The organism is Flagellimonas ulvae, assembly GCF_049333175.1.
In the GTDB taxonomy this organism is placed as follows: Bacteria; Bacteroidota; Bacteroidia; order Flavobacteriales; family Flavobacteriaceae; genus Flagellimonas.
This window is the reverse complement of record NZ_CP186325.1, coordinates 3141018-3156271: the sequence shown is the minus strand read 5'-3', so window position 1 is coordinate 3156271 and position 15254 is coordinate 3141018. Positions and strand designations below refer to the sequence as shown.

The following is a 15254-nucleotide window of genomic DNA, read 5'->3' as shown; positions in this document are numbered from 1 at the left end:
CTAAACGGTTTTCCGTTCCAACTCTGCTTGAAATTCTTCCATAACCGGTTTTACCGTGCTTTCTGGCAAATCGGCTATCTTAATATACATCAAACCATCCACAGAATTGTTGAAGAGTGGGTCTACATTGAAAGCAACCACTTTCGCATTCTGTTTGATATATTTTTTGATGAGCACCGGTAGTCTTAAACTTCCGGGTTCAACTTCATTAATCAGCTTGTCGAATTTATTAAGGTCGGCCTGGGTTTCATCAAATATGAATTCTTTATCCGCATCCTTCAACTGCACCTTGAACTCTTTTTTTGGACGAATGTATTGTGCTACGTATGGGTCCCAATAATTGGATTTCATGAATTCAATCATCAAGGATTTTGAAAAATTGGAAAATTGGTTACTTATGCTCACGCCCCCAATCAAATATTTGTGCTCGGGAAATCGTAACGTAGTATGTACAATTCCTTTCCAAAGTAAAAACAAGGGCATGGGTTTCTGCTGATATTCCTTTACGATGTAGGCTCGGCCCATTTCAATGGATTTGCTCATCATATCATACAATTCTGGCTCAAACCGAAACAGGTCTTGAAGATAGAATCCATCTATACCGTAGTTTTTAAAAATATGACTCCCCAATCCCATTCTATAAGCGCCCACTATAGCTTTTTCTTCATCATCCCAAAGAAACAAATGGTGATAGTATGAATCAAACTGGTCCAAATCGATGGGGTTATTGGTTCCCTCTCCTACTTCACGGAATGTTATTTCCCTTTGTCGACCAATTTCTTTAAGGATAAAGGGCATTTCTTTTTCTTGCGCCAAATACACTTCATAATTTTTGCTCTGGAGCAACCTACAATCCTTTTCTCTCAGCTTTTCTATTTCTCCTTCTAGGACTTCCACACGCACGGCTGTAGCAATTTTTTTAGGGGTCTTTGGGATTTTCAAGGTGGTGGGAACCTTATCAATAAGTCGCTCTTTTTCAAAAGCATTGGCCAATAGATAGGTTTTTTTGCGTAGTAATTCCGTGAAACCTTCCAAGGTTTTCTCCTCTTTCTGCGAGGCCACGGATATGGGTTGACCCACGCGTACCTTGATGGGCCTTCTTCGTTGCGTGGTTAATTCTGAAGGTAACTTTGCCGTTCTGAATACGTCGTTTATCTTGGATAAACGATAAAAAAGACGACTATTTCTTGCATGAAAATATATAGGGACTACTGGGACTTCTGCTTTTCTTATCAATTTAATAGCAGCTTCTTCCCAAGGTCTGTCCACAACTAACTTACCATCCCTATACGTGGAAACTTCTCCGGCCGGGAAAATCCCTAAAGGGTGACCATCTCTTAAATGGGTCAATGCGGTTTTAAACCCCATGACACTGCTTTTGGCATCCTTATGATTTTCAAAAGGGTTTACTGGCATTATAAAGGGCTTCAAAGGGGCTATACGTTGTAATAAGAAATTGGCGATTATCTTAAAGTCTTTCCGTTCTTGAAGCATCAACTTCAACAAAAGCACCCCGTCAATTCCACCCAAAGGGTGATTGCTTATGGTGATGTAAGGTCCCGTTTTGGGTAATCTTTTTAAATCCTCCTCAGGAATTTCAAAATCAATCTCATAATGGTCAAGGATGGATTCCAAGAATTCCGTTCCGGAAAGATTCTTATTCTTGGTATAAAAGCTATTCATCGTGGTAATTTTGGTAACCACCATCAATAACCAACCTATGAACGTACCAATAAAACCGTATCGATTTACCCCTATTACTTTTGCTACCTCTTTGGCAGAAACCAACCCCATACTTTATCAATTAGGTAAAAGTAAAGATAGGGAATTGCCCAAATAGGGAAACAAACAAATGTTAGGTTTGGGTTTATTTTACCACTAGCTGAACAGTTTCCTTACCACGCTGTTCCACCAGTACTGATTTCCCATTTTGAAGGGACTTAACAGCGTTGTCATTAAAATGACGGATTGTATATAAAGAAACATCTTCGTGGCAAATGACTTTGAACTTTTGCCCAAGCTCTTCCAAAATGGTTTGAAGTCCTCCAAATTTGTTATCCAGGCAAACAGAAAAGCTGATAGCGGAATTTTGGATCAAGTCTACTTTTAATTTATGGTCATGGAAAAGTTTGAAAATTTCACTTATGCTTTCCTCCACAATAAAGGAGAAGTCTAAAGTGGATAATTTCAATAAAACCTGATTTTTCTTCACGATAAAACAAGGAATATCTGGTGAAATCCCTTTCCCCGTACTTACCTTGGTACCATTGCCCAACGGATTCACAAAGGATTTAACATGTAGTGGAATCTCCTTTCGTTGCAAAGGTTGAAGTGTTTTGGGATGAATAACGGAAGCTCCGTAAAATGCCAACTCTATAGCCTCCCGATACGAGATTTCATCTAAAAGCTGTGTTTCTTCAAAACTTCTAGGGTCTGCATTCAAAACCCCAGGAACATCTTTCCAGATTGTGACAGAATTTGCGTTTAAGCAATAGGCTAGTATGGCCGCGGTATAATCCGAACCTTCCCTTCCCAATGTAGTTGTGAAATTATTATCATCACTTCCCAAAAATCCTTGCGTTATGTTCAATTTGGACATATCCACTCTGGATTTTACTTCACTTTCGGTTCTTTCCCAATTTACCTGTGCATCCCGATACGAATTATTGGTTTTTATCAATTCCCGAACATCATGCCAAGTATTGGTCAAACCTTCTTGGTTAAGATACGCACTTACTATGGAAGTGGACATCAATTCCCCATAGCCTACTACTTGATCATAAACAAAGGCATATTTTGGGGATTTGTTCCAAGCTAAAAACCCCTTTACCTCCTCAAAAAGGATGTTTATTTTTTCGTGTACAGGATGATCTTCGTCTTCAAATAGTTCAGAAATTATTCCATAATGATAGTCCTTAATCTCTTGAAGCACTATGGATATCCTTCTTTTATCATCAAAATAAGCGGCCACCAAAGACTCCATGGCATTGGTAGTTTTACCCATGGCCGAGATTACCACCAAAGTGTCCTCAAACCCAACTTCTTGGAGCACTCTAACCACATTTCTGACCCCATCTGCATCTTTTACTGATGCTCCACCAAACTTAAATATTCGCATTCTTAAAAATCAACTTAAATTATTCAAATAATTCTGAATCCCTTTTTGGTCTAATTGCACTACGTCCCAGTCTCTCATCACTTTGGCTCCCTTACTTTCATAAAATGTGATGGCTGGTTCGTTCCAGTCCAAGACTTCCCATGAAATTCTTTTTACCCCCTTGGATTCTCCATACTTCACTACTTCATTCAATAATGCTGAGCCCACTCCTTTTCCTCTCATGCTTTGGGTAACAATTAAGTCCTCCAAATGGATTACCGGACCTTTCCATGTGGAATATCTGGGAAAAACCAAAGCTATCCCCACAATTCTGCTGTTACTTTCAGCCACAAAACAATGAAATAAAGGATTGTTTCCAAAACCGTGCTCCTTTAAATCCGACAAATTGACCTCAACCGCATCAGATTCCTTTTCAAAATCAGCAAGTTCTTGCACCAAAGTCAAAACTTGATCCATGTCCTCTTCCCTAGCATCTCTAATTGAAAAACCCATATTGTTACAAATAAAACTCAAAGTTATAAATATCTATATTTAAAGTTTGCCGAAAACGATGTAGTATCACAAAATACCCGATATTTGCCTTTAAATAAAACAGTTCTTAATGTTCGACAAGCAACACCGCACACTAGGAGAATTTATTATAGCCAACCAGAACTCTTTTCAATATACTTCAGGGGAACTTTCGAGACTTCTCAACGGAATCCGACTTGCAGCAAAAGTTGTAAATCACGAAGTGAACAAGGCAGGGTTGGTAGATATAATCGGAACTGCCGGTGATGTAAACATTCAAGGTGAAAATCAGCAAAAGCTGGATGTTCTTGCGAACGAAAAATTCATTCAAACCCTAAAGAATCGTGAAATTGTTTGTGGAATTGCCTCAGAGGAAGAAGACGATTTTATAAGCATCAACAGTTTTGATGAGAAACATCAGAATAAATACATTGTATTGATTGATCCTCTTGACGGGTCTTCAAACATTGACGTGAACGTATCCGTTGGAACCATATTTTCAATCTATAGGCGTATTACCCCAGTAGGAACGCCCGTAACTTTGGAAGATTTTCTTCAACCAGGACGAAATCAGATAGCTGCTGGATATATTATTTATGGAACATCTACTATGTTGGTCTATACCACAGGTGATGGCGTAAACGGTTTTACATTAAATCCAGCTTTGGGAACGTTTTATCTTTCTCATCCAAATATGCAGTTTCCGGAAACCGGGAAGATTTATTCTGTAAATGAAGGGAATTACACGCATTTTCCACAAGGCGTCAAGAATTATATTAAATACTGTCAAATGGAGGAAGGTGACCGTCCTTACACATCGAGGTACATCGGCTCTTTGGTTTCCGATTTTCATCGGAATATGATCAAGGGAGGAATCTATTTGTATCCAAAAAGTAGTAAGGCATATAATGGGAAACTACGCCTACTTTATGAGTGTAACCCCATGGCCTTTTTAGCTGAACAGGCCAATGGCAAAGCTAGTGATGGCTTTGGGCCTATAATGGATATCCAGCCTACGGAGTTACATCAACGGGTTCCTTTCTTCTGTGGAAGTAAAAAAATGGTGGAAAAGGCCGAAGAATTTATGGCAGCACAAGGCTAGCGATTCAACAGATATTGAAAGGCCTCAAAATCGATTCTGCCATGGAATATATCATAAGACTTTTTGATTAAAGCCTTGGCGTCTTCTGGAGAATAGCCCAAACCAATGGCATACTTTTCTACCAAATTCATCTGTTCTTCCTCTATAATTTGATCTGCAAAGACCATTTTAAAGAAATCAAAGAGCCTCATCAGTCTTTTTTCTGAACTATGCGGAGTTTCAATGGGATATTTGTTCTCCTTTTTCATGACCTCCTTATACTCGGCTTCAGAGATATTGAGTCTAAAAGCAAACTTGTCCAGAATTGCTTTTTCCTTTTCATTTATCTCACCATCTACAGTGGCCAAAGTGGCCAAGGTGGCAAAATGAGCTAAATTTTTCCGCTTTTCTCCGTGCTCGTATAAATCTAGAATGGGCATACCTTAAAATTTGTTGGCAAATATAATTTTTACCTGAGAAACCTAGGTAACATATCCCCAAAAGAAATTCGTATTTTTCAAGAGCTATGAAATCACCTTTACTTCAATTTACCGAAAAAGGAATCTACTGTGAAGCCGCCAAGGTATATTTAGATCCCTGGAAGTCGGTTGATAACGCCATTATCTCACACGGCCACGCGGACCACAGTCGCTGGGGACATAAACAGTACATTACGCATCATAGAAACGTTCCCATTGTCAAACATCGTTTGGGAGATGTCCCCGTTTCTGGAAAAGAATGGGGGGAAACGTTCACTATAAACGGAGTCAAATTCAGTTTGCATCCCGCCGGGCATATTATCGGTTCCTCCCAAATTCGAGTAGAACATAAAGGTGAAATATGGGTTTTTACCGGAGACTATAAAATTGAGGATGATGGATTATGTACCCCATACGAAAATGTAAAGTGCCATACTTTCATTACTGAGTGTACTTTTGGTTTGCCCGCTTTTAAATGGCTTCCACAGAGTGAAGTTTTCAATGACATCAATGCATGGTGGTCAGAGAACCAAGCTGAAGGAAAAACCTCTGTTCTTTTTGGATACAGTTTGGGAAAAGCACAGCGACTTTTAAAGCATTTAGACACTTCTATTGGAAACATATATACCCATGGTGCTGTCGAAAACATAACTGATGTTCTGCGCCCTTTAGTTGATTTACCAAAAACCCATTTAATCACCCGTGAGACAAAAAAAGAAGAACTCCGCGGAAATATCGTAGTAGCCCCACCTTCTGCCCATGGTAGCACATGGATTCGGAAAATGGTGCCTTTTGTAACAGCAACAGCTAGTGGCTGGATGGCTTTTAGAGGTGCCCGAAGAAGACGCGCCATAGATAAGGGTTTTGTTCTGAGTGATCATTGTGATTGGGATGGTCTTTTGGAAAGCATCAAAGCTACTGGAGCAGAAAAAGTAATCTGTACGCATGGCTATACCGAAATTTTTTCTAGATACCTCAGGGAGTTAGGGTACGATGCCAGAACGGAAAGCACCCAATATGAAGGAGAAATGAGTGAAATCAATACTTCTGAATCTGAAAACGCAGAAGTATCATGAAGCGATTCGCAGAACTTATAAAAACCCTGGACAGTACCAACAAGACCAACGAAAAAGTAAAAGCTTTGTCCGAGTATTTTTTGTTGGCTGATGACAAGGACAAAGTCTGGACCATTGCTATTCTATCCCATAGAAGACCACCAAGACCTGTGAATACGACCTTGCTTCGAGAATGGGCAGCAGAATTAGCCAATATCCCGCTTTGGCTTTTTGAGGAAAGCTATCATATTGTTGGCGATTTGGCCGAGACCATCGCGTTGATTGTTCCATCTTCCACTAATTCCACAGAAAAGTCATTGACCCTTTTTTTGGATGAAATGATTGCTTTAAAATCAAAAGATGAGGATGAGAAAAAGGCATATCTTTTTCAAAACTGGGAGCAACTCAATTATTACGAGAGATTCGTTTTTACCAAGTTGATTACCGGAGGGTTTCGGATTGGAGTAAGTCAAAAGTTAATGACCAAGGCATTGGCCAAAGCTACGCAGCTGGATGAAGACGTCTTGGCTTACAAACTCATGGGCAATTGGAATCCTAGCACCATATCCTTTCAAGATTTGATTTTGGAAGAAAAAGAAAGTGATTATCTCTCCAAACCCTACCCCTTTTATTTGGCTTACGCCCTAGAAGAAACTCCCGAAGATTTAGGAAGTGTATCCGATTGGTCTGCAGAACACAAATGGGATGGAATTCGTGCACAGGTCATTGTTCGAAAAGATGAACTCTTTGTATGGAGTCGAGGCGAAGAATTGGTAACTGACAAGTATCCGGAGTTTCAAAAATTTATTGGGAACATCCCAAATGGAACCGTATTGGATGGGGAGCTTCTACCCTATCCCAATGGTGAAATCGGAACTTTTAATGATTTACAAACCAGAATTGGTCGTAAGACAGTATCCAAATCCCTTCTTGAGAAAACTCCGGTTGTTTTGAAGGCTTATGATTTGTTGGAATGGCATGGGGAAGATATTAGAGGCAAATCATATCTTGAAAGAAGAAAAGTTCTAGAAAAAATGTTTGTAGATGTTGTCATTTCGAATCCAGAAAACAAGGATGAGAAATCTCCAGAAAACATAGATTTCTCACATACGTTCGAAATGACAAATCTGCCTCTTTTGCTCTCCAAACGTTTGCAATTCGATTCTTGGGAAGAAGTTACAGTGGAAAGAGAACGTTCTCGTGAAGTGCGCAGTGAGGGTCTTATGCTAAAGCATAACCATTCTCCCTATCAGGTGGGCCGTAAAAAAGGAGATTGGTGGAAGTGGAAAGTCGAACCTTTCACCATCGATGCTGTGCTCACTTATGCCATGCGTGGGCATGGTAGAAGAAGTAATCTTTTTACCGACTATACCTTCGCACTTTGGCAAACCAAAGAAAATGGAGAAAAAGAACTTGTTACGTTTGCCAAAGCCTATTCGGGATTGACCGATGCTGAATTTCGTGAAGTAGACGCATGGATAAAGAAAAATACATTGGAACGTTTTGGACCTGTACGAAGCGTAACACCACATCACGTTTTTGAAATTGCCTTTGAAGGAATTGCACTGTCCAAACGCCATAAGAGTGGGGTAGCAACCCGTTTCCCTAGAATTCTTCGGTGGCGAAAGGATAAAAAAATTAAAGAAGCCAACACCTTGGAAGACATCAAACAAATGATACCTTAAACCGAATCTGTGACACAAAAACAACTTTTTGAAATAGCAGAAAACTGGTTTACCCAGCAAGGTTGGAATCCCTTCCCATTCCAGAAAAAAACATGGAAAGCATTTCTTGGGGGCAAGCACGGTTTGTTAAATGCGCCTACAGGGAGCGGGAAAACCTATGCGCTTTGGTTTCCGATTATTCTGAATCACATCAAAAAGCATCCGGATTATAAGACCAAACATAAAAAAGGATTGAAGGCCATTTGGATTACCCCTCTTCGCGCCTTGTCCCAAGAAATCAAACAATCCGCAGAACGTGTGGCCAACGACCTAGAAACGCAAATGACAGTTGGTATTCGGACTGGGGACACATCTACTAAAGAAAGAGCAAGGCAAAAAACCACCATGCCCGATTTGTTGATTACCACTCCAGAAAGTCTTCAACTTTTGCTCGCTTCAAAAGGGTACGCCAAAGTCTTTCAGGACTGTTCAGCCATCATTGTGGATGAATGGCATGAGCTTTTAGGCACCAAGCGTGGCATTCAAATGGAATTGGGATTATCCCGTTTAAAATCAGTTTGCAAAAACCTTCGAATTTGGGGAATTTCTGCTACTATTGGAAATTTAGAGCAAGCGAGAGAGGTACTTTTGGGGCCCACTTCACAGGCTTTTGAAAATTCGGTGCTGGTCCAAGCTAAACTCAACAAGAAGATTACCGTAAAAAGTATTATTCCAGAGCAAATGGAGACCTTCCCTTGGAGAGGTCACTTAGGCCTTCATCTTTTGGAAGAGGTGGTTCCCATCATCAATAACAGTAAGACCACACTATTGTTCACCAATACAAGAAGTCAATGCGAAATCTGGTTTCAAAAAATATTGGAAAAACATCCAGAGTACGCCGGTGAAATCGCCATGCACCATGGAAGCGTCAACAAGGAGACCCGAATTTGGGTGGAACAGGCCATTCGAAATGAAAGTCTCAAGGCTGTGGTATGTACCTCAAGTCTGGATTTGGGGGTGGATTTTGCTCCCGTAGAGACTGTAATTCAAATTGGTGGCCCTAAAGGCGTAGCTCGATTTCTGCAACGTGCTGGGAGAAGTGGCCACAGACCGGGCAAAGAAAGTGTAATTTACTTTCTACCCACACATGCCATGGAATTGATTGAAGCCTCAGCACTTCAAGTGGCAGTAAAGGAAAGTGCCGTGGAAGACCGACTCCCTTTTTTGAACAGTTACGATGTTCTGATTCAATATTTGACCACTTTAGCAGTTTCAGATGGGTTTTATCCGGATGAAATTTTTCCGGAAATCAAACAAACTTTTTGTTACCAAGGTATCACTGAGGATGAATGGCAGTGGTTGCTGAATTTTTTGGTGATGGGAAGTCAGAGTTTGAAAACGTATGACGAATATAAAAAGGTAGAGGTAGAATCTGATGGTAAATTTAAGGTGAACAATAAGGGTATCGCCATGCGTCATCGTTTTCAAATAGGAACCATTGTGGGTGATGCATCCATAGCAGTGCGATACCAGAAAGGAGGATATATTGGTTCCATTGAAGAATATTTTATCTCTAAGCTTACTGCTGGGGATGTATTCACGTTCGCAGGAAGAAATCTGGAATTCATACGTATAAAAGGTATGCAAGCCCATGTACGAAACTCTACCAAACGGACCAATAAGGTACCATCATGGATGGGAGGGCGTTTAAGTTTTTCTGCGCAGATGTCAAAATTGCTGAGAGAAGAACTATATACCGCAGACCCAGACAATCGCAAGCAATCCGACGAAATCAAGGCGCTCCTGCCCATGTTTCAGAAACAACGCGAAGAAAGTATAGTTCCCAAACCGGACGAATTTTTAATTGAAACGTTTAAGACCCGAGATGGGTACCATCATATTTTTTACCCCTTTGAAGGGCGTGCAGTCCATGAAGCCATGAGCAGTTTGCTATCATACCGTATAAGTCTACTTAAGCCAATTACCTGCTCTTTGGCCTTTAATGATTATGGTTTTGAAATGCTTTCGGACAAGCCAATCGATATACAAGCTGTGATTGATAACAATCTATTTAGTACGGATTATATGCTATCCGATTTACAAAAAAGTTTGAACTCCAACGAAATGGCCCGGCGTAAGTTTCGGGATATTGCGGTAATCAGTGGAATGGTATTTACCGGTTATCCTGAAAAAGGGGTTAAAATGAAACATCTGCAAAGCAGTTCGCAGTTGCTATTTGATGTGTTCCGGGATTTTGAACCAGACAACCTCATGTTCCAGCAGGCTTTTACCGAAACTTTTGAGCACCAATTGGAAGAAGGCCGTTTGCGATTGGCCTTGGAACGAATTGCCCAACAGGAAATCGTTTGGAAACAATGTAAAAACCCCACGCCTTTTTCTTTTCCAATCATCACAGACAGATTACGAGAGAAATTATCCAATGAAAAATTGGCTGATAGAATTAAACGAATGACCAAAATTCTCACTAAGTGATTCTGAGTTCTGAAATACAAAATGAAACATTCGATTTTCATCCGCATGGTGGCATTTTTTGGAGAAAAAAGTCGCTTTTACTCATCAGTGATGTCCACTTGGGCAAGGTGGCGCATTTTAGAAAGTTTGGAGCTGCCGTCCCAAGAAAAGCAGTGCATAAAAATTATGTTTTACTGGATGAAATTGTCAACCACTTCCGCCCATTTCAAATTTGTTTTTTGGGGGATTTGTTCCATTCCTCACTCAACAAAGAATGGGAACTATTTGAAAACTGGGTGGCCAAAACTCCTTCAGAAATTATATTGGTTTCAGGGAATCACGATATTATTTCTCCCCATAAATTCGAACAATTGGGCATACTTATTTTTGAGGAGTTGCTTTTGGAAAATTTTCTTCTAACCCACCATCCTGAGGAACGGGAAGGGTATTTCAATTTCTGTGGGCACATTCATCCTGCAATACGACTTCAAGGTTTCGGACGGCAACGACTGAAACTCCCCTGTTTTTTTAAAACAGGTTCCCAAATGATTTTGCCCGCTTTTGGGGAATTCACAGGCACCCATGTGCTTCAACCCAAAAAGAATGACGAGGTTTTTGTTATCGTGGAAAATGAGGTGTTGAAGATTTGAATCAAGTGTCATGCTGAACATGTTTCAGCATCTCAACAAAAGGATTCCGTGTCAAGCACGGAATGACGAAAGCTTTTTTGTAGGGTTGGGCGGTTTAGATTTCTCCTCAGCTTCGTTCGGTCGAAATGACAAATAGAATTAATAGGTCATTTCGAACTGTCAAACTGAGCGCAGTCGAAGTCTAAGTGAGAAATCTAGGAAATTGACCTTAATTAATGAGGTTCCCGCTTTCGCGGGAATGACAATTCATTTACTTTTGCCACAAATTTTTTCGATTGTCCCTATCATCCATTTCCAATCGATTTGAAGAGTCTCCCCAAGTAAGGAAACTAGGGCAAGCTATATCCCATTCCCAAAACATATCACTAGAAGGACTTACGGGTTCTGCACTTTCCTTTGCTTTGAGCAGTACGTTCAAATCTACCGAAACCCCTTTTCTTTTACTATTGAATGATAAGGAAGAGGCGGCGTACTATCTTAATGATTTGGAACAGCTTGTAGGCGAGCAAGATGTATTGTTTTATCCTGGCAGTTATCGCAGACCCTATCAAATTGAAGAGACCGATAATGCGAATGTTTTGTTACGTGCCGAGGTGCTCAATCGCATCAATTCGAGAAAGAAGCCCGCAATTATTGTAACCTATCCTGATGCGCTTTTTGAAAAAGTGGTTACAAGGAAGCAGTTGGACAAAAACACCTTGAAAGTCAAGCTGAATGATACTCTTTCTTTGGATTTTTTGAATGAAGTTCTCTTCGAATATCAATTCAAACGGGTTGACTTTGTTACGGAACCTGGTGAGTTTTCAGTACGTGGTGGTATTGTCGATGTTTTCTCATTTTCGCATGAAGAACCTTATCGTATTGAGTTTTTTGGGGATGAGGTGGATAGTATCCGAACGTTTGATGTGGAAACGCAACTGTCTACAGAAAAAGTAAAGCGTATTACCATCATTCCCAATGTGGAGAACAAATTTTTGCAGGAAACCCGTGAAAGTTTCTTGAAGTACATTGCTCCCAAAACCGTCATTTTTTCAAAAAATCTAAATCTGGTTTACAACCGAATAGATTCATTTTTTGAAAAGGCGGAGAAAAGCTTCTCCAACTTGCAAGGTGAACTAAAACATGCGAAACCTGAAGAGTTGTTCGTTACGTCCGGGCTTTTGAAAAATCAGCTTCAAGAATTCGCGTTGGTCCAAATTGGTGGGGAGACCCAGAAACAAGTTCAAGGTGATTTGATTTCATTTCAAACCAAACCCCAACCTTCGTTCAATAAGAAATTTGACCTGCTCATTGAAAATCTCAATGAAAACTATGAAGCAGGTTTTACGAACTACATTTTTTGTGCTTCGGAACAACAGGCCAAACGGTTCCATGATATTTTTGAGGATGTTGATGAAGACGTTCATTATCAAACGCTTGTTTTTCCACTCTACCAAGGGTTTTTGGATCAGGATTTAAAAATAGCGTGCTACACAGACCATCAAATCTTTGAGCGTTACCATAAGTTCCACCTTAAAAATGGTTATGCCAAAAAGCAGGCCATTACCTTAAAGGAACTTACCAAATTGGAAGTTGGGGATTATGTGACCCACATTGACCACGGCATTGGAAAATTTGGCGGGCTTCAAAAAATAGATGTGGAAGGCAAAAAACAAGAGGCCATTAAGTTGTTTTATGGGGATAGGGACATTTTATATGTGAGCATACATTCATTACATAAAATTTCCAAGTACAATGGTAAGGATGGTGCTCCTCCAAAAATCTATAAACTAGGCTCAGCCGCATGGAAGAAGCTTAAGCAGAAAACCAAGAGTCGTGTCAAACAGATTGCCTTCGACCTTATAAAGGTTTATGCTAAGCGTCGCTTGGAAAAGGGGTTCCAATATGCTCCAGACAGTTATTTGCAGCATGAGCTTGAAGCTTCCTTCCTTTATGAAGACACTCCGGACCAAGGCAAGGCGACCTTGGATGTGAAAAAGGACATGGAAAGTGAGCGCCCCATGGATCGCCTTATCTGTGGTGATGTGGGCTTTGGAAAAACCGAAATAGCCATCCGTGCCGCTTTTAAAGCTGTGGACAATGGGAAACAAGTCGCCATTCTTGTCCCTACTACCATTTTAGCTTTTCAGCATAACAAAACCTTCAAAAAAAGATTGGGAGAACTTCCAGTTACAGTAGATTACCTGAATCGATTTAGAACTGCAAAAGAGAAAAGGGATATTCTGGAAGGATTGGCGCAAGGGAAGATTGATATCATTATTGGTACGCACCAACTGGTCAATAAGAATGTGCAGTTCAAGGATTTGGGACTTCTGATTGTAGACGAAGAACAAAAATTTGGGGTGTCAGTCAAGGATAAATTGAAATCCATTAAGGAAAATGTGGATGTCCTGACTTTAACAGCTACTCCGATTCCTAGAACCTTACAGTTCAGTTTAATGGCAGCTCGTGACCTTTCCATCATCAATACACCCCCTCCAAATCGGTATCCAATTGAAAGTAGGGTAATTCGTTTGGATGAAGAGATTATACGAGATGCCATTTCTTACGAAATTCAACGGGGAGGGCAGGTCTTTTTTATCCATAACCGCATAGAAAATATTCAAGAGGTAGCAGGTATGATTCAGCGCCTGGTTCCTGATGCAAAAATCAGGATTGGCCATGGCCAAATGGAAGGTAAAAAGCTGGAATACTTGATGCTTGCTTTTATGAATGGGGAGTTTGACGTTTTGGTTTCCACCACTATTGTAGAAAGTGGTCTGGATGTGACCAATGCGAATACCATTTTTATACACAATGCCAATAATTTTGGTCTAAGTGACCTCCACCAAATGCGTGGACGTGTGGGGCGAAGTAATAAAAAAGCGTTCTGCTTTTTCATCACCCCTCCTTATGAAGTGATGACCACCGAGGCGAGAAAACGTATTGAAGCTTTGGAGCAGTTCACAGAACTGGGAAGTGGTTTCAATATAGCTATGAAAGATTTAGAGATTCGAGGTGCTGGGGATTTGTTGGGTGGCGAACAAAGTGGTTTTATCAACGAAATTGGTTTTGAGACGTATCAGAAAATATTGGCCGAAGCGATTGACGAATTAAAAGAGAACGAATTCAAAGAGCTATACGATGAGGTGGAAGGTGAAAAAGAAAAAGTCTTTGTAAAGGAGACCCAACTGGACACTGATTTTGAATTGCTTTTCCCAGATGATTACATCAACAATATCACCGAGCGTCTTAATTTGTATACCCAACTAAATGAGGTAACCGACGAAGAAGGTTTGCAAGAATTTGAAACCAAACTGGTAGACCGCTTTGGTGAATTGCCCCATCAAGCTGTAGACCTATTGAATTCGGTTCGCATAAAATGGATGGCCAATAGTATAGGGTTGGAGAAAGTCATTCTCAAAAAAGGAAAGTTCTTAGGGTATTTTATTTCTGACCAACAATCCGATTTTTATCAAAGTCCTGCTTTCACACATGTGCTACAGTATGTTCAAAAAAATCCGAGAGCTTGTCAACTGAAGGAAAAACAGACCCGAAACGGATTACGGTTGTTGCTGGTTTTTGAAAATGTTAATAGTGTTGAGACAGTATTAAAATCCTTAGCCCCTATTTTAGAGTATACTTAGTATTTACTAAACAATCGGGTTAAAGAATCATTTGTATCTAAAACATTTATTTGATTCTTAAAAGTTTCGATATCGGTTATCATGAATTTCAACATATCACTTCTTTTTGCACTAGTGGATTTGTCATAAATATCCTTTCTAATCTCTAGCATGAAATCTGCTAGAAAAGTAAGCATGACAATTGCATAAGATTCGGCATTAGGCTTAATTTCTTCCTGCTCCGATTGAAAAAAGGCTTGCATCATACGGTTAAAAGAACCAAGAACTTCATCTGAACCAAAAGAAGTTAAAGAAAAAGCCGCTTTCTTGTACTCTATGGACAGAATCTTTTTTGTTGCCTGTTGTTTTTCTTTTTCAGAAAGAGTCCAAGTAAATAAAATTATAAAAGGTTCCAGAAGTGTTTCGTAAATCGTAATCTTTTGTTCTCGAGATTTTTCTTGAACTGTTAAATACTCTTCCTTTTTCGATTTTATTGCCCAGGAAATTATACCTCCTAGGGTCAGAAGAATAGGGCTTAGAACTGCAATTAGAATTGATGATTCCATTATATCTAATAAATGTAAAAGATTTCTTCCAATTTAATAGGGTGTTAAAATGGA

At 40.0% G+C, this 15254-nt stretch carries 11 protein-coding genes; 6 read left to right on the top strand and 5 right to left on the bottom strand.

The genetic code is table 11. The annotated features are described in order from the left end of the window. From ACOKFD_RS14535 to ACOKFD_RS14525, 3 genes are all read right to left on the bottom strand, one after another. A complete protein-coding gene (locus tag ACOKFD_RS14535; protein WP_422858568.1) occupies window positions 1-1794 on the bottom strand; it encodes a GNAT family N-acyltransferase in 1794 nt (597 codons plus the stop codon). A gap of 73 nt (window positions 1795-1867) precedes the next feature. Beyond that, window positions 1868-3118: an aspartate kinase gene (locus ACOKFD_RS14530; RefSeq protein ID WP_422858567.1), complete on the bottom strand. Its 1251-nt coding sequence runs from the start codon at window positions 3116-3118 to the stop codon at window positions 1868-1870. Between the two features lie 9 nt (window positions 3119-3127). Further along, window positions 3128-3610, bottom strand: coding sequence for a GNAT family N-acetyltransferase (locus ACOKFD_RS14525; protein WP_422858566.1), 483 nt, complete (start codon window positions 3608-3610; stop codon window positions 3128-3130). A gap of 109 nt (window positions 3611-3719) precedes the next feature. Here ACOKFD_RS14525 and fbp point away from each other — a divergent pair, with 109 nt between their 5' ends. After that, a complete protein-coding gene (gene fbp, locus ACOKFD_RS14520; protein ID WP_422858565.1) occupies window positions 3720-4730 on the top strand; it encodes a class 1 fructose-bisphosphatase in 1011 nt (336 codons plus the stop codon). Here the strand turns inward: fbp and ACOKFD_RS14515 are convergent. Beyond that, the gene (locus tag ACOKFD_RS14515; protein WP_422858564.1) at window positions 4727-5149 is read right to left on the bottom strand and encodes a TerB family tellurite resistance protein; all 423 of its coding nucleotides are present in this window, start codon (window positions 5147-5149) and stop codon (window positions 4727-4729) included. The genes fbp and ACOKFD_RS14515 overlap by 4 nt on opposite strands. A gap of 86 nt (window positions 5150-5235) precedes the next feature. Here ACOKFD_RS14515 and ACOKFD_RS14510 point away from each other — a divergent pair, with 86 nt between their 5' ends. The 5 genes from ACOKFD_RS14510 to mfd all read left to right on the top strand — a co-directional run bounded on the left by ACOKFD_RS14510 (window position 5236) and on the right by mfd (window position 14655). Next, window positions 5236-6264 carry a ligase-associated DNA damage response exonuclease gene (locus tag ACOKFD_RS14510; protein WP_422858563.1) on the top strand — a complete coding sequence of 343 codons (1029 nt, stop codon included), beginning with the start codon at window positions 5236-5238 and terminating at the stop codon, window positions 6262-6264. After that, entirely contained in the window at window positions 6261-7928 is a 1668-nt protein-coding gene (locus ACOKFD_RS14505) for an ATP-dependent DNA ligase (RefSeq protein ID WP_422858562.1), read from the top strand. The genes ACOKFD_RS14510 and ACOKFD_RS14505 overlap by 4 nt, the downstream gene beginning before the upstream one ends. 9 nt (window positions 7929-7937) lie before the next feature. Beyond that, on the top strand, window positions 7938-10400 hold the full coding sequence (locus ACOKFD_RS14500) for a ligase-associated DNA damage response DEXH box helicase (protein WP_422858561.1): 2463 nt from the start codon (window positions 7938-7940) through the stop codon (window positions 10398-10400). Continuing rightward, window positions 10397-11029, top strand: coding sequence for a ligase-associated DNA damage response endonuclease PdeM (gene pdeM / locus ACOKFD_RS14495; protein WP_422858560.1), 633 nt, complete (start codon window positions 10397-10399; stop codon window positions 11027-11029). The genes ACOKFD_RS14500 and pdeM overlap by 4 nt, the downstream gene beginning before the upstream one ends. Window positions 11030-11304: 275 nt before the next feature. Further along, the gene (mfd, locus tag ACOKFD_RS14490; protein ID WP_422858559.1) at window positions 11305-14655 is read left to right on the top strand and encodes a transcription-repair coupling factor; all 3351 of its coding nucleotides are present in this window, start codon (window positions 11305-11307) and stop codon (window positions 14653-14655) included. Here mfd and ACOKFD_RS14485 read toward each other — a convergent pair. Next, window positions 14652-15200 (bottom strand): hypothetical protein, encoded by a 549-nt coding sequence (locus ACOKFD_RS14485; RefSeq protein ID WP_422858558.1) that lies wholly within the window; start codon window positions 15198-15200, stop codon window positions 14652-14654. The two genes, mfd and ACOKFD_RS14485, sit on opposite strands and share 4 nt — an antisense overlap. Window positions 15201-15254 lie beyond the last annotated feature (54 nt).

What these genes read in the sequence shown, in the direction of transcription:
- ACOKFD_RS14530 (WP_422858567.1), bottom strand. Translation starts at nt 3,118, where the DNA reads ATGCGAATATTTAAGTTTGGTGGAGCATCAGTAAAAGATGCAGATGGG.
- ACOKFD_RS14515 (WP_422858564.1), bottom strand. Translation starts at nt 5,149, where the DNA reads ATGCCCATTCTAGATTTATACGAGCACGGAGAAAAGCGGAAAAATTTA.
- fbp (WP_422858565.1), top strand. Translation starts at nt 3,720, where the DNA reads ATGTTCGACAAGCAACACCGCACACTAGGAGAATTTATTATAGCCAAC.
- ACOKFD_RS14535 (WP_422858568.1), bottom strand. Translation starts at nt 1,794, where the DNA reads ATGGGGTTGGTTTCTGCCAAAGAGGTAGCAAAAGTAATAGGGGTAAAT.
- ACOKFD_RS14510 (WP_422858563.1), top strand. Translation starts at nt 5,236, where the DNA reads ATGAAATCACCTTTACTTCAATTTACCGAAAAAGGAATCTACTGTGAA.
- ACOKFD_RS14485 (WP_422858558.1), bottom strand. Translation starts at nt 15,200, where the DNA reads ATGGAATCATCAATTCTAATTGCAGTTCTAAGCCCTATTCTTCTGACC.
- ACOKFD_RS14505 (WP_422858562.1), top strand. Translation starts at nt 6,261, where the DNA reads ATGAAGCGATTCGCAGAACTTATAAAAACCCTGGACAGTACCAACAAG.
- ACOKFD_RS14525 (WP_422858566.1), bottom strand. Translation starts at nt 3,610, where the DNA reads ATGGGTTTTTCAATTAGAGATGCTAGGGAAGAGGACATGGATCAAGTT.